General features: G+C 58.0%; 19 protein-coding genes. 16 read left to right on the top strand and 3 right to left on the bottom strand.

The window, feature by feature from the left end; genetic code table 11:
- Nucleotides 1-77 precede the first annotated feature (77 nt).
- The 4 genes from L6966_RS02145 (at nucleotide 78) to L6966_RS02130 (ending at nucleotide 2947) form a co-directional block, all read left to right on the top strand.
- On the top strand, nucleotides 78-1163 hold the full coding sequence (locus L6966_RS02145) for an oxidoreductase (RefSeq protein WP_237223935.1): 1086 nt from the start codon (nucleotides 78-80) through the stop codon (nucleotides 1161-1163).
- 76 nt (nucleotides 1164-1239) lie between these two features.
- Nucleotides 1240-1764: an MbcA/ParS/Xre antitoxin family protein gene (locus L6966_RS02140; protein WP_237223934.1), complete on the top strand. Its 525-nt coding sequence runs from the start codon at nucleotides 1240-1242 to the stop codon at nucleotides 1762-1764.
- Entirely contained in the window at nucleotides 1761-2390 is a 630-nt protein-coding gene (locus L6966_RS02135; RefSeq protein WP_237223933.1) for an RES family NAD+ phosphorylase, read from the top strand. Before L6966_RS02140 ends, L6966_RS02135 begins: the two co-directional genes overlap by 4 nt.
- Before the next feature lie 2 nt (nucleotides 2391-2392).
- On the top strand, nucleotides 2393-2947 hold the full coding sequence (locus L6966_RS02130) for an HIT family protein (RefSeq protein ID WP_237223932.1): 555 nt from the start codon (nucleotides 2393-2395) through the stop codon (nucleotides 2945-2947).
- A 19-nt stretch (nucleotides 2948-2966) separates the two neighbouring features.
- On the opposite strand, the gene L6966_RS02125 is transcribed toward L6966_RS02130, so the two are convergent.
- Nucleotides 2967-3956 carry a hypothetical protein gene (locus L6966_RS02125; protein WP_237223931.1) on the bottom strand — a complete coding sequence of 330 codons (990 nt, stop codon included), beginning with the start codon at nucleotides 3954-3956 and terminating at the stop codon, nucleotides 2967-2969.
- A gap of 31 nt (nucleotides 3957-3987) precedes the next feature.
- Here L6966_RS02125 and L6966_RS02120 point away from each other — a divergent pair, with 31 nt between their 5' ends.
- The 10 genes from L6966_RS02120 to L6966_RS02075 all read left to right on the top strand — a co-directional run bounded on the left by L6966_RS02120 (nucleotide 3988) and on the right by L6966_RS02075 (nucleotide 16054).
- Nucleotides 3988-5298, top strand: a complete 1311-nt coding sequence (locus L6966_RS02120) for a Mur ligase family protein (RefSeq protein ID WP_237224056.1) — start codon at nucleotides 3988-3990, stop codon at nucleotides 5296-5298.
- A complete protein-coding gene (locus tag L6966_RS02115) occupies nucleotides 5298-6074 on the top strand; it encodes a type 1 glutamine amidotransferase (protein WP_272878779.1) in 777 nt (258 codons plus the stop codon). The genes L6966_RS02120 and L6966_RS02115 overlap by 1 nt, the downstream gene beginning before the upstream one ends.
- A 60-nt stretch (nucleotides 6075-6134) precedes the next feature.
- A complete protein-coding gene (locus L6966_RS02110; protein WP_083091106.1) occupies nucleotides 6135-6893 on the top strand; it encodes a YebC/PmpR family DNA-binding transcriptional regulator in 759 nt (252 codons plus the stop codon).
- Between the two features lie 30 nt (nucleotides 6894-6923).
- Nucleotides 6924-7622 (top strand): crossover junction endodeoxyribonuclease RuvC, encoded by a 699-nt coding sequence (gene ruvC / locus L6966_RS02105; protein ID WP_272878578.1) that lies wholly within the window; start codon nucleotides 6924-6926, stop codon nucleotides 7620-7622.
- 64 nt (nucleotides 7623-7686) lie between these two features.
- Nucleotides 7687-8304, top strand: a complete 618-nt coding sequence (ruvA, locus tag L6966_RS02100) for a Holliday junction branch migration protein RuvA (protein ID WP_237223930.1) — start codon at nucleotides 7687-7689, stop codon at nucleotides 8302-8304.
- 92 nt (nucleotides 8305-8396) lie between these two features.
- Nucleotides 8397-9404, top strand: coding sequence for a Holliday junction branch migration DNA helicase RuvB (ruvB, locus tag L6966_RS02095; protein ID WP_143539088.1), 1008 nt, complete (start codon nucleotides 8397-8399; stop codon nucleotides 9402-9404).
- A gap of 153 nt (nucleotides 9405-9557) precedes the next feature.
- Nucleotides 9558-9950 (top strand): preprotein translocase subunit YajC, encoded by a 393-nt coding sequence (locus L6966_RS02090; RefSeq protein ID WP_083091102.1) that lies wholly within the window; start codon nucleotides 9558-9560, stop codon nucleotides 9948-9950.
- Nucleotides 9951-10034: 84 nt separating this feature from the next.
- Nucleotides 10035-11777 (top strand): protein translocase subunit SecD, encoded by a 1743-nt coding sequence (gene secD / locus L6966_RS02085; RefSeq protein ID WP_083091101.1) that lies wholly within the window; start codon nucleotides 10035-10037, stop codon nucleotides 11775-11777.
- Nucleotides 11767-12837, top strand: coding sequence for a protein translocase subunit SecF (gene secF / locus L6966_RS02080; protein WP_083091100.1), 1071 nt, complete (start codon nucleotides 11767-11769; stop codon nucleotides 12835-12837). The genes secD and secF overlap by 11 nt, the downstream gene beginning before the upstream one ends.
- Before the next feature lie 835 nt (nucleotides 12838-13672).
- Nucleotides 13673-16054 carry a RelA/SpoT family protein gene (locus L6966_RS02075; RefSeq protein WP_083091099.1) on the top strand — a complete coding sequence of 794 codons (2382 nt, stop codon included), beginning with the start codon at nucleotides 13673-13675 and terminating at the stop codon, nucleotides 16052-16054.
- A gap of 45 nt (nucleotides 16055-16099) precedes the next feature.
- Here L6966_RS02075 and L6966_RS02070 read toward each other — a convergent pair whose 3' ends face one another.
- The gene (locus tag L6966_RS02070; protein WP_180377808.1) at nucleotides 16100-16942 is read right to left on the bottom strand and encodes a type IV toxin-antitoxin system AbiEi family antitoxin; all 843 of its coding nucleotides are present in this window, start codon (nucleotides 16940-16942) and stop codon (nucleotides 16100-16102) included.
- Nucleotides 16943-17080: 138 nt separating this feature from the next.
- Complete coding sequence (locus tag L6966_RS02065; RefSeq protein ID WP_083091097.1) at nucleotides 17081-18370, bottom strand: DUF349 domain-containing protein; 1290 nt, start codon at nucleotides 18368-18370, stop codon at nucleotides 17081-17083.
- A 285-nt stretch (nucleotides 18371-18655) separates the two neighbouring features.
- Here L6966_RS02065 and hisS point away from each other — a divergent pair, with 285 nt between their 5' ends.
- Entirely contained in the window at nucleotides 18656-20014 is a 1359-nt protein-coding gene (gene hisS, locus L6966_RS02060; protein ID WP_237232791.1) for a histidine--tRNA ligase, read from the top strand.
- Between the two features lie 144 nt (nucleotides 20015-20158).
- The gene (gene aspS, locus L6966_RS02055) at nucleotides 20159-21931 is read left to right on the top strand and encodes an aspartate--tRNA ligase (RefSeq protein WP_083091095.1); all 1773 of its coding nucleotides are present in this window, start codon (nucleotides 20159-20161) and stop codon (nucleotides 21929-21931) included.
- The last annotated feature ends 64 nt before the right edge of the window (nucleotides 21932-21995 follow it).

Raw genomic sequence — 21995 nt, 5'->3', positions numbered from 1 at the left:
TCCGGCATCTCGGGAATATCCCGGCCTCGCCCCCGGTTGAAGCAGATACACAACCCCTCGTGAAAGGCCGAGTTAATATGGCATCGCCCCTCTTTGAACCCTTTACCCTGCGCTCCATGACCACCCGTAACCGTCTTTGGGTTCCGCCCATGTGCCAGTACTCAGTTGGCCAGCAGGACGGCAGGCCCACCGCCTACCACATTTCCCACTACGGGGCCCTGGCCCGGGGTGGAGCCGGTGCCGTCATCGTCGAAATGACCGGCGTTGAACCCGCTGCCCGCATTAGCCCCTACTGCCTGGGCCTGTGGAGCGATGAACACATCGAAGCTTTCAAGCCGGTCGTAGATGCCATTCACGCCGGGGGAGCTAAGGCAGGTATCCAGATTGCTCACGCCGGGCGGAAGGCATCGACCCCTGGTGAGCTGGTTCCGCACGATGGCGGTTCTCTGGGGGAGGACGAGGGTGGTTGGGTCACGCTGGCTCCGTCCGCTCTTGCCTACCCCGGTATGAAAGAACCGCAGGCCCTGACCGAAGGGAAAATTGACGACCTAGTGCTGGCCTTCGCTGCCGCTGCCGCCCGCGCGGTTGCTGCGGGCTTTGACTTCATTGAGATTCACGGGGCCCACGGGTATCTCATCACTCAGTTCCTTTCACCGCTTTCGAATCAGCGAGAAGATTCTTACGGCGGATCCCTGGAAAACCGGGCCCGCTTTGCCCGCAGGGTTGCCCGGGCCATGCGGGAAGTGATGCCCGCAGAGATGCCGCTCATCGTCCGCCTGTCAGCCACAGAGTTCGTGGAGGGAGGCATTACCGTTGAAGAGACCTCGCAGGTGGTGCGCTGGCTGGCTGAGGACGGCGTGGACTTCGCCGATATTTCAACCAGCGGAAACTACCCGGCAAAAATTAACGTCTATGCGGGCTACCAGGTACCCATGGCTGCCCAGGTTAGGCGGGAGAGCGGGCTGCCGGTAGGCGCTGTTGGCATGATTAACTCGCCGCGGCTGGCTGAGTTCATTGTGGGGTCAGGTCAGGCCGATGTGGTGCTGGTGGGCCGGGAAGCCCTACGCAACCACGCCTTTGCGCTGGATTGGGCTGACCAGCTTGCGGTCGATATAGACTATGTGCCCGCCCAGTACCGCCGAGCCTGGGGCACCCGCCGCTAGGGGGTAACCGTATGGTTGACGCGGTTGACGGTGGCTTTTAGGATTAACAATTATAGAGCCAATCAGGGAGGTTCTTATGTCCCGCACCATCGACCGCAAAGGTGCTCATGCCCAAGCGGTTATCGACCAGCTCGTTGCTGAGTTCACCCGAGAATTAGAAAGTCTACCCGCTGATTTTTTGGCGTCCATTGACGACTTAGAAGACGTTAAAAGCCGCATGAGGTCGCTAGTAGCCCGCGCCAGTGTTAAGGGCTACGGCGACCTCATCGGTCCAGTCTACGATCTTGATAGCACCATGAAACTGCTCAAAGTTACTAGCCGGGCAGCCATTAGTAAGAAGGTCAAGCACCACAAGTTGCTGAGACTGACCATCGAAAATAGTGAGTCAATTTTCCCTGTATTTCAGTTTGAGGGCAGAGCTGTACGGGGAGATATACAACAGGTGCTGCGAGCCTTTGGTGACTCAGACTCATTCGCTGTTGCCCAGTGGTTCAATACACCGCTCGATGGGGTAACCCCTTTAGATTTACTTGACCAAGGTCGCCTCGATACAGTTTTGACCGAAGCCCGTTCTCTTGCAGCAGGGTGGCAGACAGTATGACTCGGCAAAAAATAGCCCAGCACGGGCCTATGCCGGGGGCGAATCTCTCACTGACTCCCTCTGTAGAGTACGAAAAAGGCAGCGAATTTTTCCGCGCCCACAGTCAGCAGTATGGCCCCTGGTATTTCTCTTCATCGATGCAGGGTCGTTTTGACCTGCCCGACCCCCGGGGAACCTGCTATCTCGCAACCAACCCGGGTGCTGCCGTCCGCGAGGTTCTAGGTGACAGACTCAGCCAGTCCGGGCGCCTGCCCCAAAGCCTCGCCGAGGGAAGAGTGATTTCGCGGTTGCCTCTGCCGTGTTCTGTGCGTTCTGCGCATATTTCCCACGATGATGCCTTTATCCTGGGCATTACCGGAGAACTCACAACCATGCCTAGCTACGATATCCCGCAGGCCTGGGCGCAGGCCTTTTATAAGGCAGGGTTCGAGGCAATTACCTACCGGCCTCGATTTTCGCCGGGAGAGTCTTTATCTTTAGCTCTCTTTGGTGATGCCGGTGCCGCCCAATTGCCAAGTACATTTGAGAGTGCCCTGGCTGACGCCGCAACCAGTCTCGGCCTGGAGCTTTACGCGACGCAGTCCCGAGACCTTTATACTTTTGCTACCTTCACCGAGAGCGATTAGCGATGCAGATTCCCCACTACACCACCGACGATTTCGAGCTGCCCGGGGTGCCGGACGCCTTCCAGCGGCTGTGGACCCCGCACCGCCGTGCCTATGTAAAAACCGGTCAGCAGGATTACACGGAAAATACGTGTCCATTTTGTTTCGCGGTAGATCGCACGGATGAAGAGTCCCTAATCGTGCACCGTGGGGAGCAGGCCTACGTCATTCTCAACCTCTACCCCTATAACCCCGGGCACCTGCTGGTTTGCCCCTATCGGCACATTCCTAACTATGACGATGCAAGCCCCGAAGAAACCGCTGAAATCACAGCCCTGACCCAGAAAGCCATGGGAATCCTGCGGGAGGTGAGCCGCGCAGCCGGTTTCAACATCGGCATGAACCAGGGCAAAGTCGGCGGGGCAGGGGTTGCCGCCCATCTACACCAGCACATCGTGCCCCGCTGGAGCGGCGACACCAACTTCCTGCCCATCGTGGCAGGCACCAAGACGGTCACACAGACCCTGGACGAGATCCGAGACCTGCTCAGTGCTGCCTGGGATAGTCGAGGGCAGTAGGAAAGCCAACCGCCCGCCCCTAGAACAGGGATTCCTGCACGGACGCCGGGGGAGTGAGTTCCCCGTGTTGGCGGCAGGCTCTGTTGGAGAGTTCTGCGGTGTTGATGAGGAAGGTCTGGTCGGGGTCGCCGAAGTGGGCTGTCAGGAATTTGCCGGTTCCGCCGGAGATATAGAAGCCGTGAGCCCCCTCGGTGAGGGTGGGGTAGGCCGTAAGGGGCTCGGGGTTCTCCGCCCGTAAGGACGCGTAGGCCCGGCTCATTGCCAGGGAAGGCACCCAGCGGTCCGCAGTGATATCAAAACCCTCAACAGTGTCTTGAGCATCTTCGAGAGCCCAAGTGGCGTTTTCCACCGCCATGTAGTGCTCAGATTTGAGGCGCTCGGTGCTGGCCGGGTCGATCCAGGCCTTGTATTTGGTGGAGGCCCGTTTGAACTGGGTGATGTTGGCCTCGTGCGAGACCAGGTCTTCCAGCTGACGTACGATGATGCCGGTGTCTGCTCGGGCTACGAAGGTGGCTGCGGCAACAGCCTGGTCGTCCAGACGGCGGGGGTTGGAGTGCAGGGACGCGGTGCCGACCTTAGATGTGCCATCGGGAAAAGTGGCGATGTAGAGGTAGTGTTCAAGGTTGACATAGGTCAGAGCTGCCTCGTTCATGCGGGAGCCCAGGTGTATGCGATGAATGGGTGCGAACTCGTCGCGGGCCAAGCAGGAGTCGCACTGCTTGCCCCTGGTGATGACGTTGCGTGCGGGGCAGGGTGCCTGGTGAAAACCAATGGTGTCGACAGCTGCCCGCGAGTAACCGCTGCAGTAGATGCCGGCACCGAGCGCGCCGGCCGGTAAGGTGGTGAGGCCGAGGAAGCTCCCCGGGGTTATGGCAATTGTTTCAATCTCACTGCTAGGTTGACCATCAAGCAGAGGCTCAACTTTAAGGTAGGGGGAGCGGTCACACCAGGTGATGTCGCGCCAAATGAATTCGGGGTAGGTCACGAGCTGGTTCATGAAAGTAGTCATACAGATTCGAAGCATACACAAACCCGGTAAGATAGTCACCATGTCACGACCTGTTGTTCGCCTTGTTGGCCAAGGCATTCGTTATGCGACCAAGTTGCGTGGGGGCGGTTCCGCTTTTCCGGGCTTGGTGATGGAGAAGCTTCACCCTAATTTTGTGGCGGAGGAGCTGGCAAAGCTACCCCGCGGTGTTGTTGTGGTGTCCGGTACCAACGGTAAGACGACCACAACCAAGATGGTGGTGCAGTTACTGGAAGCCCAGGGGCTGAAGGTCTTTACCAACCGCACCGGGTCGAACTTTGTGCGCGGTGTAGCTGCCGCCCTTCTGGGCGAGATGAACCTAGCGGGCAAGCTGGATGCAGACATCGCTGTGCTTGAGCTGGACGAGGCTCACGCCGTGCACTTTGTACGCAAGGTCAAGCCCAACTACGCGCTCCTGCTCAACGTTTTGCGTGATCAGCTAGATCGTTTCGGTGAGATTGACACAACCCGCCGTATGCTGGCAACGGTTGCTGGCGCGACGACCGGTTCCGTCGTGCTCAACCGCGAAGATCCCCGCATTCGTTCCCTGGCCGCTAACGTACAACCCGAAACTGAGGTGAGCTACTACGGTCTATCTGGCGAGTTGCGCGCACTCTTCCCCTCTGACGATGACCTGCGCACCAGCCCCGAAAGGCACGATGCCTTGCAGGGCGCCGAGGCTGCGGCTCCTGAACTGCCAGCTGCATCCGTGACGCTTATGAGCTTCAAGGGCACCGAAGCCACTTTCGCTCTTGATGGGCGTGAGGTTCAGGGAACCATCAACCTTTACGGTGTCTACAACATCTTTAACGCTGCTGCGGCAATGGCCCTGACCCGCGAAGTCATGGGAGAGGCCCTCAATGAGACTAAACTTCTGGCTGAGCTTGAGCATATTGCCCCGGCATTTGGCCGCGGTGAAACTCTTACCGTTAACGGCCAAACCCTGCAACTGCTCCTGGTCAAAAACCCCAGCGGTTTCCGCCTATCGCTGGCCTCTGCCGACGCCCGTGACTACGCCACCATGATCACCATCAACGATGCTTACGCCGATGGTCGTGATGTCTCCTGGCTCTGGGATGTTGACTTCCACTCGCTGGCTCAGGGAGGTGTCACCATGGTATCGGGTGTGCGTGCCTACGACATGGCCCTGCGCCTGGTTCACGACGACGTTCAGGTTGAAGCCATCAACGAGGACCTTGAAGAGGCTCTGGCTACCTTCATCGAGAAGTCAGCTGACCGGCCCCTTCGCATCTTCTGTACCTATACCGCCATGCTGGCAATACGTAAGGAACTGGCAAAGATCACCGATGTGGAGGCCATCTAATGACCGATTTTGAGAAGGCACCGGTTGAGGCAGGCCAGCAGGGTAGCGCCCACACCGACAACAAGACCCTAAAGATTGTTCAGCTCTACCCGCGCGATATGAACATATACGGAGACTGGGGTAATACCCTCTCCCTTTCACGGCGCGCACAGGCCCACGGTTTCACCACCGACATCGTTGACTACAACCCCGGTGATGAGTTCCCGCTCGACGGCGATATTTTTATAGGCGGCGGAGGCCAGGATTCCGGCCAATCCGTCATTCAGGACGACCTACTAGCTCACGCAGAAACCCTGCGCACTTTGGCTGAGAGCGGCACCCCCATGCTGGTCATCTGCGGTCTTTACCAGCTCTTTGGTAAAGAGTTCAAGACTGTAACTGGGCAGACTCTCAACGGCGTGTGCGTCTTTGATGCAGTTACCCGAGGCGGCGAAACCCGGCTGATCGGGAATATTGTCGAAGAGTCAGACGAGTTTGGCACCATCATAGGCTTCGAAAACCACTCTGGCCTGACCTACCTCTCGGGTAGTACTAAGCCTATGGCAACCGTCACCAAGGGAGAGGGCAACAATACCGAAGATTCCAGCGAAGGAGCCCGCGTCCACAACGTCATTGGCACCTACCTGCACGGTTCATTGCTCCCTAAAAACCCGGCTATCTCTGACTTTCTCATCAAACAGGCCGCCCTCAAGAAGTACGGTGAGTTTACACCGGCTGTTATTGACGACTCCCTGGTTGAAAAAGCCCGTGCCACAGCGGCCTCCCGTCCACGCTAGAATAGTAGGCGGTACATCGCGCCTACCCGGAGCGGGCGCATCATACAAGCAAGGAGAATCATGTCAGGTCACTCCAAATGGGCCACAACCAAGCACAAGAAGGCCGCCATTGATGCCAAGCGCGCCAAGGCCTTCGCCAAATACATCAAGGCGATTGAGGTTGCCGCTCGTATGGGAGGCCCCGACCCGGCAGGTAACCCCGCCCTTGACCTAGCTGTTTCCAAGGCTAAGAAGAACTCCGTCCCCAACGACAACGTTGAGCGTGCTATCAAACGCGGAGCCGGTCTCACCGGTGAAGCCGTTGACTACACCGAAATCATGTACGAGGCTCGCGGGCCTCAGGGCACCGCTCTCTACATCGAGTGTCTGACCGATAACCGCAACCGCGCTGCCGCTGAAGTTCGCACCGCCGTGACCCGAAACGGCGGTACCATGGCAGACTCCGGTTCCGTTGCCTTCCTCTTCGAACGCAAGGGCATTGCCGAGGTTGCTAAGGCTGAGGGCCTCACCGAGGACGACGTGCTGATGGCAGTTCTGGACGCCGGCGCCGAAGAAGTCATTGATGAGGGCGACATCTTTACCGTGGTCTCAGAGGCTACTGATTTGCCCGCCATCCGTCAGGCTCTAGAGGAGGCAGAGCTGGAGTACAACAATGACGACCCGGTATTCCGCCCCACCATGCAGGTAGACCTAGATGCCGAGGGTGCCAAGAAGTTCCTCAAGCTAGCTGATGCCATCGAAGAGCTTGATGACGTGCAGAACATCTACTCCAACGCAGAGATCAGCGAAGCTGTTATGGCTGAGCTTGAAGCAGAATAATCACCGCACAAAGATGATGAAAGGGGCGGTATGTCTGCGACTTACCGAACCACCGCAGCAGCCGCATCAAACCGGGTGAGCCAGCGCCCGGCGTCCGCACACTCACGGGTGCCCGGTGCCGCCCGCATCTTGGGGGTGGACCCGGGCCTGACCCGTTGCGGCTTTGGGCTCATAGATATGACGGCCAACCGCAAGGCTCACTTTGTGAAGGTGGGCGTGGCCGGCACAGCCGCATTGGAGAGCCTTGATGCCCGCATCCTGAAAATTTTTCGGGCAGCTGAAGAGTGGCTCGATACCTACCAGCCCGATGCCCTAGCTATTGAGCGTGTTTTTGCCCAGGAGCAGGTTAACACGGTGGTTGGCACGGCCCACGCTTCGGGAGTGGTAATTGCTGCGGCAGCAGCCAGGGGAGTGCCGGTGCACTTTCACACTCCCTCTGAGGTGAAAGCAGCTGTGACGGGATCGGGTCGGGCAGATAAAGCCTCGGTGGGGCGTATGGTTACCCGCATTTTGGGGCTAGATACCATGCCCAAGCCTGCGGATGCGGCGGACGCCCTGGCCCTAGCAATCTGCCACGGCTGGCGAGGTGGCGGCATTGGCTCCGGCATTAACATGGCAGCTACCACGCAGACCCACCAGGGTTCCAATTCTGTAGCAGCCCGCCGGCCAGCCAGCCTCACCGCAGCGCAACGAGCCTGGCTGGAGGCAGAGGCTAAAGCCAACCGATAGGGGGTAGGCTCTGTGAGTCACCTTCCGCTTGAGTTAGAACATCTGTTCGATTAGACTGGGTTCCATGATTAGCTCTCTCACCGGTACCGTCAGCCACCTTGGGCTGGAATCCGCGGTTCTTGATGTTAACGGCTTTGGTATGCACGTTCACCTCAACCCGCGCACTGCCTCTAAGCTACGGCTGGGGGAGTCTGCCACCGTGCTGACCACTATGATTGTGCGTGAAGACTCCATGACCCTCTACGGTTTCTCTGAGCCCGCTGAGCGCGAAGTCTTCGACCTCATGCTGTCTGTCTCAGGCGTTGGCCCGCGTATCGCTTTAGCTGTTTTAGGTATCCACACCCCGGCCGAGGTCGAGCGGGCGGTTGCAACCGGAGACGACAAGGCCTTCACCAAGGTTCCCGGCATCGGCCCTAAGGGGGCTCGCCGCATCGTCCTTGAACTGGCCGGCAAACTCATACTTGCAGAGAACGAAACAGACCAACTACCCATCGACCAAGGCGTCAGCTGGAAGCCTCAGGTGCTTGACGCCCTGACATCGCTGGGCTGGACTGAAAAAGACGCTACCGCAGCCATTGATTCTTTCGTGGGGAACAACCCGGCTGCCGAAGCGATGGGAGTTGCCGAAGCCCTCCGGTCTGTGCTGGCCTCGCTGGGCAACCAGAATACCGTGGCCCGCTAAGGTTGTTAGCGGATTCTATAGTCTGTACCGGTTGACGAGAGCATACGAAGAAACAGAGAATCATGAGCCAATTCCCTCACGCTGATGGGCAAATGCCAGGGCAACGTCTGGTCTCCATGGACGAAGAACCCGAAGAAAAGATGATTGAGGCCGCCCTGCGCCCCAAGGCGCTGGACGACTTTGTTGGCCAGCAACGTGTGCGACAGCAACTCTCGCTCGTGCTCGAAGCCTCAAAAATGCGCGGTCGTTCGGCTGACCATGTGCTACTGTCAGGGCCTCCCGGGCTGGGCAAAACTACCCTGGCCATGATTATCGCAGCAGAGATGGATGCCCCCCTGCGCATCACCTCAGGCCCAGCCATCCAACACTCTGGTGATTTGGCTGCCATTCTCTCTTCCCTCACCCCCGGCGAGGTGCTCTTCCTTGACGAAATCCACCGTATGAGCCGCCCAGCAGAAGAAATGCTCTACATGGCCATGGAAGACTTCCGCGTTGATATCGTGGTAGGCAAGGGGGCCGGTGCTACCTCTATCCCCTTAGAACTGCCGCCTTTCACCCTGGTCGGTGCCACCACTCGCGCGGGGTTGCTCCCCGGCCCCTTGCGTGACCGGTTCGGATTCACCGGCCATCTGGAGTTCTATTCCGTTACCGAGCTAGAGTCAGTCATCCGCCGGTCTGCTGGTCTCATGGAACTCAGCATTTCGCCCGAGGGCTTTACCGAAATCGCCGGCCGCTCCCGAGGTACCCCCCGTATTGCCAACCGTTTGCTCCGCCGCGTACGAGACTGGGCCCTCGTCCACGGCATTGATCGTATCGATGCAGCATCAGCCTCAACCGCCCTCAACATGTATGAGGTAGATGAGCGTGGCCTTGATCGACTCGACCGCGCCGTACTCGATGCTCTCATCAACAAGTTTGGGGGCGGCCCCGTCGGTCTCTCAACCCTAGCTATTGCGGTGGGCGAAGAAACTGAAACAGTTGAAACCGTCGCCGAACCCTACCTGGTTCGTGAGGGCCTGGTGGGCAGGACTCCGCGGGGCAGGGTTGCACTCCCTGCCGCATGGGAGCATCTAGGCCTTGAAGCACCAGAACTGCCCTAGAAATATAGGTATTCGTGCGCTTCCTGCCGTAGATTGCTCTGAACAGGCCCGCTTGTTTGCCTATACGCTACTCATACAGCAAACCGTAGGCTCAATGGCATAGAATGGGGGTTTGACCCCCACCCTATAATCAATTGAAATTGAGGCTTACTCGTGCAAACTGGCTCACCCGTATTCATGCTCGTACTCCTAGCAGCCATGATGCTTCTGCTTATTGTGCTACCAGCACGCCGCGCCAAGAAGGCTCAGCAGCAGCTCAAAGAACGCCAAGACACCATGGGCCCCGGCACCAAGGTTATGACCAACTTTGGCCTCTACGGTTCCGTGGTAACCATCGATAAAGAAGCTAACACCGCAGAACTCGAAATTGCACCGGGCACCGTGGTCAAGGTTCATCTCATGACCGTGACCAGCATTGAAGAAGAACCTGTCGCCTCAGCCGAGCAGGAGCGCCCCGTCATCAACGGCGAGGTAGCCCATGGCCCTGAATCTCCGGTACCTAACGCCCAGGAATCCGCACCCTACAATCGCGACTCCAACAACTAAACCCACTAACCTCAGGTGCGTTACCTCTGATCGGGTGGCGCGCCTTTTCACGTTTCACCCGTCTACTGATTCAAAGGGAAACCGATGGCTCAACCTGCCCGCGCCGCCAAAGCCAGAGGGGCACTTGCCTCTATGGTGCTGGTGTTGCTCGTCCTCGCCGGGGGTATCTTCGGCACAACATTTTCTGGGGGCACCTGGCTCCCCAAACTAGCCCTTGACCTTTCGGGCGGAACCCAGCTCATTTTGGCGCCCCAGGTCAACGATGCCGAAGGCGGCGCCATTAGCACCGAGCAACTGGACCAGGCTGTCGAGATTATTCGCCAGCGCGTGGACGGCTCCGGTGTGGCTGAAGCGGAGGTAACCACCCAGTCAGGGCAGAACGTCGTGGTCTCCGTGCCTGGCACCCTGAGCGCCGAAACGCGTAACCTGATTCAAACTTCAGCGCAGATGAACTTTCGTGCGGTGATTACCGCAGATGCGCCTCAGGCAGTGACCGATGATGCCGCAGCCGCTGAGGAGGACTTGCCCCAGCCCACCGCTGAGCCTACCAACGGCTCTGACCAAAACTGGCTTACCCCCGAGCTCTGGCGCCAGTACGAGGCACTGGATTGCACCAACCCTGCCAACGTAGATACCAGCAGCCAGAACCCGGACCAGGCCATTGTAGCCTGTGCAACCGACGGTACCGAGAAGTTCGTCCTGGGGCCCATCGAAATCAACGGTACAGATATAGACACAGCCTCCTACTCACAGGCAGCTAGCTCTACGGGCATGCCAACCGGGCAGTGGGGCGTTAACATTGTGTTCAACCAGGCGGCAACCGAAACCTTCAAGGACGTGACCACGCGCCTGAACCAGATTCGTGGAACCAACCCTTCTGACCCCCGGGCCCGCTTTGCAATTATGCTAGACGGTCAGGTGCTCTCGTCACCCGTGACCCAGGCTGTCATCACCAACGGCCAGCCGCAGATTACCGGCAACTTCACCGAGGAGCAGGCCAGCAACCTGGCAGAGCAACTCAAATATGGTGCCCTGCCCATCAGCTTCACCATCCAGTCCGAGCAACAGATTTCTGCAACACTGGGTGCTGACCAGCTCAAGATGGGTCTCATCGCGGGGCTCATTGGTTTGCTTCTCGTCTTTATCTATTCCCTTTTTCAGTACCGCCTGGTTGGTCTGGTCAATATCATTTCCATTCTGGTCGCTGGTCTGCTCTCCTACGGCATCATTGTGCTCTTGGGCCATCTCATGAACTATCGCCTGTCACTGGCCGGTGTAGCAGGCCTCATCGTATCTATCGGTTTGATGGCTGACTCCTTCATTGTTTACTTCGAACGCATCCGCGATGAAATCCGTGCCGGGCGCACCATTCCGGCTGCCATCGACCACGGTTGGCTGCGCGCTAAGCGCACCATCCTGGCCTCCAAGGCTGTCAACCTGCTGGCTGCGGTGGTTCTCTACTTCGCCTCGGTCGGCAACGTGCGAGGGTTCGCTTTTACCCTGGGGTTGACCGCGATTTCTGACCTCATTATCACTTTTCTCTTCATCCACCCGCTCATGGTGCTCCTCGGTCAGAAGCCTTACTTCTACAACGGTGGCCGCTTCTCAGGCATGGACCCCGTCTCGCTAGGCGCCACCCCGCTTTACCGGGGCGCAGGCCGCGTCCGCAAACCGGAAGATACAGAGACAGGCTTGTCACTTGCCGAGCGTAAGCGCCGCGAGCGTCTAGCCAGTGAGTCCCAGCAGAACGAGGGCACAACCACCCCGCCGACTGCCTCTGCCGCAGTCGGGTCCGCTCATGCCCAGGAGGCTAACCATGGCGAATAAGCTTGCACAGTTTGGTAACGAGTTGCACTCGGGGCAGCGGTCATTCGGGTTTGTGCCCAACCGCCGCCGCTGGCTGACGTGTGCGCTCGTACTGGTTATTCTGGCGGCCCTGGTGCCCGTGGTGCGCGGAGGCTTTAACCTGGGCATTGAGTTCCGGGGTGGCTCAGAATTCACCGTCTCACAGGTTGCCAATCCAGATATAGCAGTAGGGCAAGAGGCCGTAGAACAGGCGGCACCTGAAGCCACCGACGTCCGCGTGACCAATATTGCTGCCGGTACCGTACGGGCCCAGATGGGGGAGCTCACCGATGACCAGACGCTAGCTGTTGGCCAGGCCCTCCAGAAGGCCTACGGGGTGGGCGCTGACCAGGTGACCTCATCTTTTGTGGGGCCAACCTGGGGTGCCGGGGTGACCCAGCAGGCTCTCATTGGACTGGCCTGGTTTATTCTGCTGGTCATGGTTGGTATGGCACTCTACTTCCGTACCTGGAAGATGTCTGTCTCTGCTATTGCCGGTCTTGTTTTTACGATTGTGACCACGGTGGGTCTCTACGCCCTAGTTGGTTTTGAGATTACACCGAGTGCGATTATCGGGTTCCTGACGGTTCTGAGCTACTCGCTCTACGACACCGTGGTGGTCTTCGATAAGATTCGTGAGAACACCGACAAACTCACGGAACGTACCGACTCTACGTTCGCTGAGCAGGTTAATCTGGCAGTAAATCAAACCCTGGTTCGCTCAATTAATACCTCAATTGTGGGTATTCTGCCCGTTGGGTCAATTCTGTTCATAGGTGCCCTGCTCCTGGGCGCGGGTACCCTCAAAGATCTCTCGCTAGCGCTCTTTGTGGGCATCATTATCGGTACCCTGGGCACTCTCTTTGTTGCGGCACCTGCCTACGCGGCGCTTCGCCTGAGAGAGAAGAACGTTCGTGAGCATACTGCCCGGGTTGAGGACTACCGAGCCGGTCGCCTTGCCCCCGCAACTCATCAGCAGGACGCCGGTGAACCTGCGGGCGCGCCGGTTGCAGTCACCGTCAATCAGCTTCACTTCGATTAAGTGTTGCTTTAGTCGGTAAGAGCCCTGGCATAGAGAGCTCTGGGGCGCGCTCCTAGCCCGAAGAAAGGCTAGTCAGGGCATCCCTCGGTTCCTGTACAGTGAGAGGCCTATTCAAAAGTCGTACCAGCCACGCTCTTACCAATCCAAAAGGAGCCCGCCTGAACCCAGCCAGCAAACCCATACCAGGCCCTCGAGCTGAGCAATACCCCCGCCCCACTACGACCGGCAGCCAATCGATCACACACATCGAACACACACGATGTCAGGGCCTGGGCCTGGGTGCGGGCTGGTGGTCTGCCCGTCTTGGTTTGCCCAGGTGCTCTGGTTGGTGGTGGGGGCGATGAGCAACCTGGTGACTCACTCCTGTGCCGAAGGCCTTCTCTTGCCGAATGTCCCACTTCATGCCGAAAGTCCCGGCTAGAGAGGCACATTCGGCAAGAAGTGGGGCATTCGAGGCGGGGCACAGGGCACCTGGGGTGCAAGAGGGTCGAGAGTAAGTAGTGGAGCCAGGAGCTACCTTTGTCGCTCACGAGACGATCGGTGCTCCTGCCCTTGCGGCGGGTTCCGTTCCCTGAGTGTGCTTGCCTCTTCGCTTGGTTTAGATGGGTGGCACCGGTTTCTTTTATTGCCTGGGAGCGGTGCCTGTTGCTCGTCCAGGTGTTCTATCGGAGTTGGCTGCTTCGCCGTGAGCCTGCATCACCTATGTGTTTGAATAAGCTTCAGCAACTGCCAACGGGAGCGGAACACCTCCGCTCCTGTTTTTGTTACAGAATGTGTGGAAATATTCTAAGATAGTCCCACGTATGTAAAAACTTGTTTTTGAGGGGAGCGGGTTATGAGCCGATCACATGAAAGCACCCAGCAGCCGCATAAACCGGCAGAAAAGAGACCCCTCAGAGGATCACACCGGGTCATGTCGGCTTCAGGCCGTGTGCCCACACGACTGGTATTTGGCCGTGAGAGGCAAGAAGGCCCCGCACCCCGCTTCTCACCGGTTCTAGCCCCTGTGATTCGTACAGTAAAAAAATACCACCCCGAAGAAGACCTTGAAGTTCTCCAGCGGGCCTTTCAAGTAGCTAACTACTATCACCGGGGGCAGAAGCGTAAGAGCGGTGACCCCTACATCACTCACCCTGTAGCAGTAACCACTATTTTGGCGGAGATTGGCGCAACCGGCCCGGTTCTGGTGGCTGGTCTGCTCCACGACACGGTAGAAGACACCGAGTACACCCAGGAGCAGCTAATCGCTGACTTCGGTGAAGAAGTCGGCTTGCTTGTTGATGGCGTGACCAAACTTGACAAGGTTGAATACGGCCCTAACGCCCCTATCGAGACCATCCGCAAGCTGGTACTGTCTATGAGCAAGGACATCCGTGTGCTGCTCATCAAGCTGGCTGATCGTCTACATAACGCGCGTACCTGGCGGTTCGTCTCGGGTGCTTCAGCAGCCAAGAAAGCCGAAGAGACCCTGCAGATTTACGCTCCACTAGCCCATCGTCTGGGACTAAACACGATTAAATGGGAACTTGAAGATCTTTCCTTCGCGGCAATGAGCCCAGACATCTACGCAGAAATTGTGCGTATGGTGGGGGAGCGCACGCCCAAACTTGATCAATACCTGAGCGAAGCGCGCATTACTATTCAAGACAGGCTGGCCCAGGTGGGGATCGAGGCGACTGTAACAGGCCGCCCCAAGCACTATTACTCAATTCATCAGAAGATGAAGACCAAAGGCAAGAGCTTCGATGAGATTAACGATATTCTTGCCGTCCGCATCATGGTTGAGACCGAAAACCAGTGCTACACGGCGCTGGGCCACGTGATGAGCCTCTGGACAGCTATGCCCGGCCGCTTCAAGGATTACATCAAACAACCTAAACACAACCACTATCAGTCACTGCACATGACCGTGCACGGCCCCGGCGGCCTGCCCCTTGAAATTCAAATCCGCACCTATGCCATGCACGAAGAAGCAGAGTACGGTGTGGCCGCTCACTGGCGTTACAAGGCAGCCTCGCGCGGTGAGAAGCCTGATACCTCGGTGAGCGTCAAGGAGCCAAGTACCCAGACCGCAGCTTTCAGCATTGGGATTCTACAGTCAATTTCAGAAATATCGAACTCAAACCCAGAGTCAGCTCAGTTCTACGAGCAGCTGGCCGAGACCCTCGAGACAGATGAGATTGTGGTGTTCACTCCGCAGGGTAAACCTATCACTCTGCCTACCGGCTCAACCCCGGTGGACTTTGCCTACGCCATTCATACCGAGGTCGGTGACCGAACCGTAGGGGCCCTGGTTAACGGCAAGCTGGTGCCCCTGCACACCGAGTTAGAGACAGCATCTACGGTTGAAATCCGCACCACCAACGACGAGAACCACCGCCCCAGCGAAGACTGGCTCAAGTTCGTCCGTACCTCCAAGGCCCGCACCAAGATTCGTCAGCACTACGCAAAGGGTCGCCGCCTAGAGGCTGTGAACCGCGGTAAAGAGCGGCTGACCAAGGCTATGCGTCAACACGAGCTCCCGCTGACCAAAATGATGACGCCGGAGCTCATGCTACAAGTTGCCCAGGAGCTGCACAAGCACGATGTAGCCTCCCTCTACCATGCGGTCGGCGAGAGCGAAGTAGAGACTAAGGCAGTCGTTGATGCCCTCGTCGCTCTCTACTACGGAGAGAAGGAGGTTGATTCTACCGTCGAACTCGGTAGCTTTGACTCATCGCTGGTCAGTGAACGACGTGAGGTAGGCGACGACAACGGTGTGGTTGTGCCCGGTGCTGAGGGTATTCTGACTAAAATCGCCCGGTGCTGTACCCCTGTGCCGCCAGATGAGATTGTTGGCATAGTCACCCGCTTACAGGGCATTTCGGTTCATCGCACCGACTGCCCCAATGTACTGAACCAGGCTGATGACCCCCGCCAAACAGCCGTAGAATGGGCAACCAACAGTAAGTCCACCTACCGGGTGTCAATTCAGGTTGAGGGTATTGACCGCAAGTCCCTCCTCTCAGACACGATCCGTGTCATCTCTGAGGCGGGCTGTAACATCGTTGACGCTAAGGTGCACACCAGCGACGATAGATTTGCGGTCAACCGTTACACCATCGAGCTTTCTGACCGCTTCATGCTGGAGCACCTACTCAACCAGATTCGCAACGTCAACGGTATATACAATGCCTATCGCCTCACCGGTTCCCGCCCCCTGTTAGAGAAAAACTAGCCAGCCTATTCCGGTAAGAACATTGACCGCCTAACAGATTGGGCCTTACCCCCTACGGGCACCTCGCTCACTTAACGTGAGCTCAGCCTCCTGCGCCAGGTACATAGCGCGGTCATGTATGTGACTCGGAAGGTTGTTCGTGTGGGTAGCGTAAGCCCTAAATATCTCAGGGGTGACGCTGTTGGCGGTCCCCAGCAGTATGCTTCGAACGGCCTGGATTGCTTCAACGTCCTCATAGTAAAGAAGCAAATCAAGAGCGGTACGGAGAGGGGTCGTTACGGTAATAGGCCCAAGCGCAGCGCTGTCAAAGGGGTAGAAGCTCGACTGGTGAGTGGCAAAACGAGCCCGATAGGCCCGGGGCAGGTTGGTCCGATTGGTTTTGTCGTAGTCAACATCAAGCCTGTGATCTGGAGGATCGCTGATATACCCCAGCACCCAGGCAGCTGTTTTACGTGAGAATCTGATGCGGTAAAGGTAGTCAGGCGGTGTGAGCTCCGCGAGGCAGAAGGCCCGAAGCAGAGGGCTATCTGGTACTTTCTCCTCCCGATACACCCCCATCATCATGGGCACCAAGGCCTGATCCCGTATGTAAGAACGCCAAGCCTGCCCGGTCAAGCCAACCTTGTGTGCCGTGAAAAGGGAGTCCTGAAGGCGAACCGGTAGGTGGGCGGATGCGTCCTGATGACTTTGCTCGGGTTCTGGCGGCCGCCCCAGTAGCTCTGAGCTATCACCTGCATTCAGGCCGCTACCGGGGTGAAGATCAACGGCAGAAGCTTCAAGCGCGCCGGTGCCTCCGGCAGAGTGAGGGGCGGATCGGCCAACGGGATCTGGAGGTGCCAACGGGAGCGGTAGGTCTGAGAGAACGGAGAGTGGGTTGTGAGTAGTCATGGCTCTGTTGTACCAAAAAACCATCCTGCTACGGTGCAGAGCTCACTCAACCTGTGGATAAGTCAGGGTTATCCACAGCAAACCCCCGTTAACCGGCAAATTAACGGGGGTTTACTGTCATAGAACCGTCATAAAGACTTAGGCGCCCAATTCAGCAGATGAAGCCTTGAGAGTCTCCAACCACTGCTTACGAGCCTCAAGTGCCTCGGTGGCCTTCTTGATTTTCTGGGCGTTACCGGTCGCTTCAGCCTGAGCCAGATCAGCTTCTAGACCCGCGATTGTCTCTTCGAGCTGGGTCAGCATGGAGTTGGCTCGGGCCTGCTTTTCAGGGTCTGTCTTTTGCCACTTGGCGTTCTCAGCGCGGTGGATCTCGTCCTGAACCTTACGTAGCTCTTGCTCAACACGACGCACAGAGTTGCGAGGCACCCGTCCGATTTCTTCCCAACGATCCAGAACGCTCTCCAGAGCCTTCTTAGCGGAGGTGATATCGGTGACGGGCAGAATGCCGCGCGCCTCTTCAAGCAGGGTTTCTTTTGCGGCTAGGTTGGCCTCGAACTCCTTATCGAGCTGGGCGTTGACGGCGGTGCGGGCATCGAAGAAGACGTCCTGGGCAGCACGAAAGCGGGCCCACAGAGCATCATCTTCTTTGCGGGTGCCGCGGGGGGCCTTCTTCCAACGGTCCATCAGATCACGGTACTTGGCGGCGGTAGCAGCCCAGTCTGTTGAGTTCTGCAGAGCTTCGGCCTCCGCAATTAGGGCCTCCTTGACTCGCTTTGCTTTAGCGTTGGTCTCATCAAGCTGTGAGAAGTGGGCTCGACGGCGGCGGTCGAAGCTGGTGCGGGCGGCACGGAAGCGCTTCCACAGCTCGTCTTCAACGCTCTTAGCAAGGTGGTGCTCCTTCTGAGTGCGCTTCCACTCTTCGAACAGCTGGTTCATGCGGGCATGGGAGTTCTTCCAGTGAATCTCTGAATCGCTCTGCGCGACAATCTTCTCAGCCTCAGCAACGATAGCCTCGCGGGCTGCCAGGGCGGCTTCGCGGGCCTCAGCGCTCTCTACTTTCTCGGCTTCTTCTCGTTCGTTGATTTTGCCAACTAGCGCAACGAGGCGTTCTTGCAGTGATGCATAGTCACCTACCATATTGCGTACCGCCACCTGCTGCCCCAGGTGAGCTGCCGCCTTCTGTAGGTCAGCCGCCTTGGCCTTGTGGGCAACACGTTCTTCAAGCAAGGCTACCTGAGTTTCAACGTTTTCAAACTTACGGGCAAAGTAAGCGAGGGCCTCATCGGCGCTGGCACCGGGCACCTGGCCTACTGCGTATTCTTCACCGTCAACAATCACAAAGACGTGGCCGTCTTCATCTACGCGCCCAAACTTACGGGCCTTATCGAGATCTACGTTAATGGTGGTGTCGTCGGATTGTGTGGTCACCGCTATAACTCTTTTCGCATCGGGTGGGCCTGAGCGGCCCCTTAGGGAATGAAAAGCGCACCAGCTGGGCGAGGTCAATAGGGCCGGTTGCCGCTAGCGAGCGGGCAATAATCTATCGGGCACAGGTGGTGCACTCACTAGCATAGCGCGAAAAGTGCTTTTGGGGTGCCAATTACCAGCGCACCTGGGTAAGGGTCTAGAATTGAGAGGGCTGTGCTTAGGCACTATGCTTTGTGCGCGTGGGCATGGGAGCACCACATAAAATCGACATTCAAAGGGGAGCATATGGCTCGCAAACAATCTCTATCTGGTTTTCCGGAGTACCTGCCTGAGGAGCGTCTGGTTGAGAATTTTGTTCTTGATACCCTGCGCCGCACCTTTGAGTTGCACGGTTTTTCGTCAATTGAAACCCGCTCGGTAGAGACCATTGAGCAGCTACTCCGCAAAGGCGAGATTGATAAAGAGGTTTACGCTGTTTCGCGACTGATGGATGATACCAATGAGGGCCGTGGCGGTTCGAAAGAAAAACTGGCTCTGCATTTTGATCTCACCGTGCCCTTTGCCCGCTATGTGGTAGAGAACGCAGGCTATCTTTCTTTTCCCTTTATGCGCTACCAGGTTCAGAAAGTCTGGCGCGGGGAGCGCCCCCAGGAGGGTCGAGCCCGAGAGTTCACCCAGGCTGACGTGGACGTGGTCGGCGACGGCTCCCTGCCCTTCCGCTACGATGTGGAGCTGGCTCTTGTCATGGTTGATGCGCTCTCCCAGCTGCCCATCCCTGATTTCAAACTGCGCGTCAATAACCGCAAGCTCTCTGAGGGGTTCTACCTGGGTCTGGGCCTGAGTGACACTGCGGGGGTTCTGCGCAACATCGACAAGCTTGAGAAGATTGGGGCAGACGCTGTCGCCCAGCTTCTGAAAGATGAAGTTGGCGCTACCGATGAGCAGGCTGCTGCTGCCCTAGCCCTGGCATCTATCCGCGCTGAAGATGTTTCTTTTGCCGACCAGGTGCGTGCCCTGGGCGTCACCCACGAACTGCTCGATGAAGGCTTAAACGAACTGACCGAGGTCATCGGTGAAGCTGCCAAGCGGGCCCCCGGCAAGGTTGTTGCAGACCTTTCTATTGCTCGCGGTCTCGACTACTACACCGGCACCGTGTATGAAACCGTGCTGGTGGGGCACGAGCAGCTGGGTTCTATCTGCTCCGGTGGCCGCTACGAGTCGTTGGCCTCCAACGGTAAGAAAACCTACCCCGGTGTGGGCCTCTCCATAGGTGTGACTCGTCTGGTGGCCCGCATCCTTTCCCAGAGGTTTGCCGAGGCAACCCGCAAGGTGCCCACCGCCGTCCTGATTGCCCTGACCAACGACGAGGCCTGGTCCGGCGCCCAGGACGTTGCCGACGCCCTGCGCGCCCGCGGTATTGCCTGCGAGGTATCAGCAACCGCCACCAAGTTTGGCAAGCAGATTAAGTACGCCGAAAAACGGGGAATCCCCTTTGTCTGGTTCACCTCGGCGGGTGAGGGAGGCAAGATGGCCCATGAAGTCAAAGACATCCGCTCCGGCGAACAGGTGGCCGCTAATCCTGCCAACTGGGAGCCACCGGCAGAAGATTTGCACGTGCGTGTGCTACCTACTGGCGTTAACTAGCCTGACTTGCGGGTGGTCGCACCGGCGCTCTGCCCTCTAATTCACAGAGTCCCTCCCGCGATACTGCCCCCGGCGCAGGGTAAAATCGGGAACAGATTGACTGACGGTGCCTAGCGGGCACCGTGCCCCATCGAAAGGAAACCAGTGCTACGCACTCATACCCTTGGTGAACTCACCGCCAAAAACATCGGAGAAACTGTCACCCTCGCAGGCTGGGTAGCCCGGCGCCGCGACCACGGTGGCGTTGCTTTCGTTGACCTACGTGACCGCGAAGGCGTCACCCAGGTTGTTTTCCATAACGAAGCTGATTTTGAGCACCTGCGCAATGAGTACGTATTGCAGGTTGTTGGTGAGGTCACTCGCCGCCCCGAGGGCAACGAAAACCCCAATCTAACCACCGGTGAGGTTGAGGTTATGGTCAAGGAAACCACGGTGCTGAATACCTCAGTGCCCCTACCCTTCCAAATTGATGAGCATGTTGAAGTCGGTGAAGAAGCCCGCCTCAAATACCGCTACCTGGATTTGCGCCGCCCAGAACCGGCCCGCCTGATGCGCCTGCGCTCCGAGGCTAACCGGGCTGCCCGCGAGGTGCTGCACAGCCAGAGCTTTACAGAAGTTGAAACTCCTACTCTCACCCGCTCTACCCCCGAAGGTGCTCGGGACTTCCTGGTTCCCGCACGCCTGGCACCTGGCTCCTGGTACGCTCTGCCCCAATCCCCCCAGCTCTTCAAGCAGTTGCTACAGGTGGGCGGCATTGAGAAATACTACCAGCTTGCTCGTTGCTACCGCGACGAGGACTTCCGTGCCGACCGTCAGCCCGAGTTCACCCAGCTCGACATCGAGGCCTCTTTCGTTGATCAGGAAGACATCATCGACCTTGGAGAGCGGATCGTTGAGGCCGTGTGGGCTCTAATTGATGTTAAGGTTCCCCGCCCCATTGAACGCATTACATACAGGGAGGCCATGGAGAAGTACGGTTCGGACAAACCCGACCTGCGCTTCGATCTGGAGCTCACCGAGCTGACCGACTACTTTAAAGACACCACCTTCCGCGTATTCAAGGCTCCCTATGTGGGTGCTGTTGTGATGCCCGGCGGTGCATCCCAGGCCCGCCGCACCCTGGATGCCTGGCAAGAATGGGCCAAGCAACGAGGCGCTAAGGGTCTAGCCTACGTGCTGATTCAGGAGGACGGTGAGCTGACCGGCCCCGTTGCTAAGAACATCACCGACGCTGAACGCGAGGGCCTGGCGGCAGCTACTGGCGCCAAGCCCGGCGACTGCATCTTCTTTGCAGCCGGTGAAGCCAAGGCCTCCCGCGCCCTGCTGGGTGCAGCCCGCGTTGAGATTGGTCACCGCACCGGTCTGATTAAGGACGGCGACTGGTCCTTCGTCTGGGTTGTGGACGCCCCCATGTTTGAGTCTGCCGCTGACGCGACCGCCTCCGGCGACGTCGCCCTGGGCCACTCCGCTTGGACGGCCGTGCACCACGCCTTCACCTCGCCCAAGCCTGACTTCCTGGATTCCTTCGACAAGAACCCCGGCGAGGCCCTGGCCTACGCCTACGATATTGTCTGCAACGGTAACGAAATTGGTGGCGGTTCAATTCGTATCCACCAGCGCGACGTACAGGAACGAGTCTTCAAGGTCATGGGTATTACCGAAGAAGAGGCCCAGGAGAAGTTCGGCTTCTTACTGGAGGCTTTCAGCTTCGGTGCGCCCCCTATGGGCGGTATCGCCTTCGGCTGGGACCGTGTTCTGCAGCTGATCGGCGGCACCGACTCCATCCGTGACGTCATTGCCTTCCCCAAGACCGGTGGTGGCTACGATCCGCTGACTGCGGCCCCTGCCCCCATCACTGCCCAGCAGCGTAAGGAAGCCGGTGTGGACTTCAAGCCCAAGAAGGACGGCGAGAAGTAAGCATCCCTTCCCGGTAGGTACCATCTAAACCAGAAATACCCACGAACTAGGTGGGTATTTCTGG

The organism is Rothia nasisuis, assembly GCF_928381405.1.
GTDB lineage: Bacteria > Actinomycetota > Actinomycetes > Actinomycetales > Micrococcaceae > Rothia > Rothia nasisuis.
The sequence above is the reverse complement of the archived record's forward strand: the minus strand, read 5'-3'. Positions and strand labels throughout refer to the sequence as shown.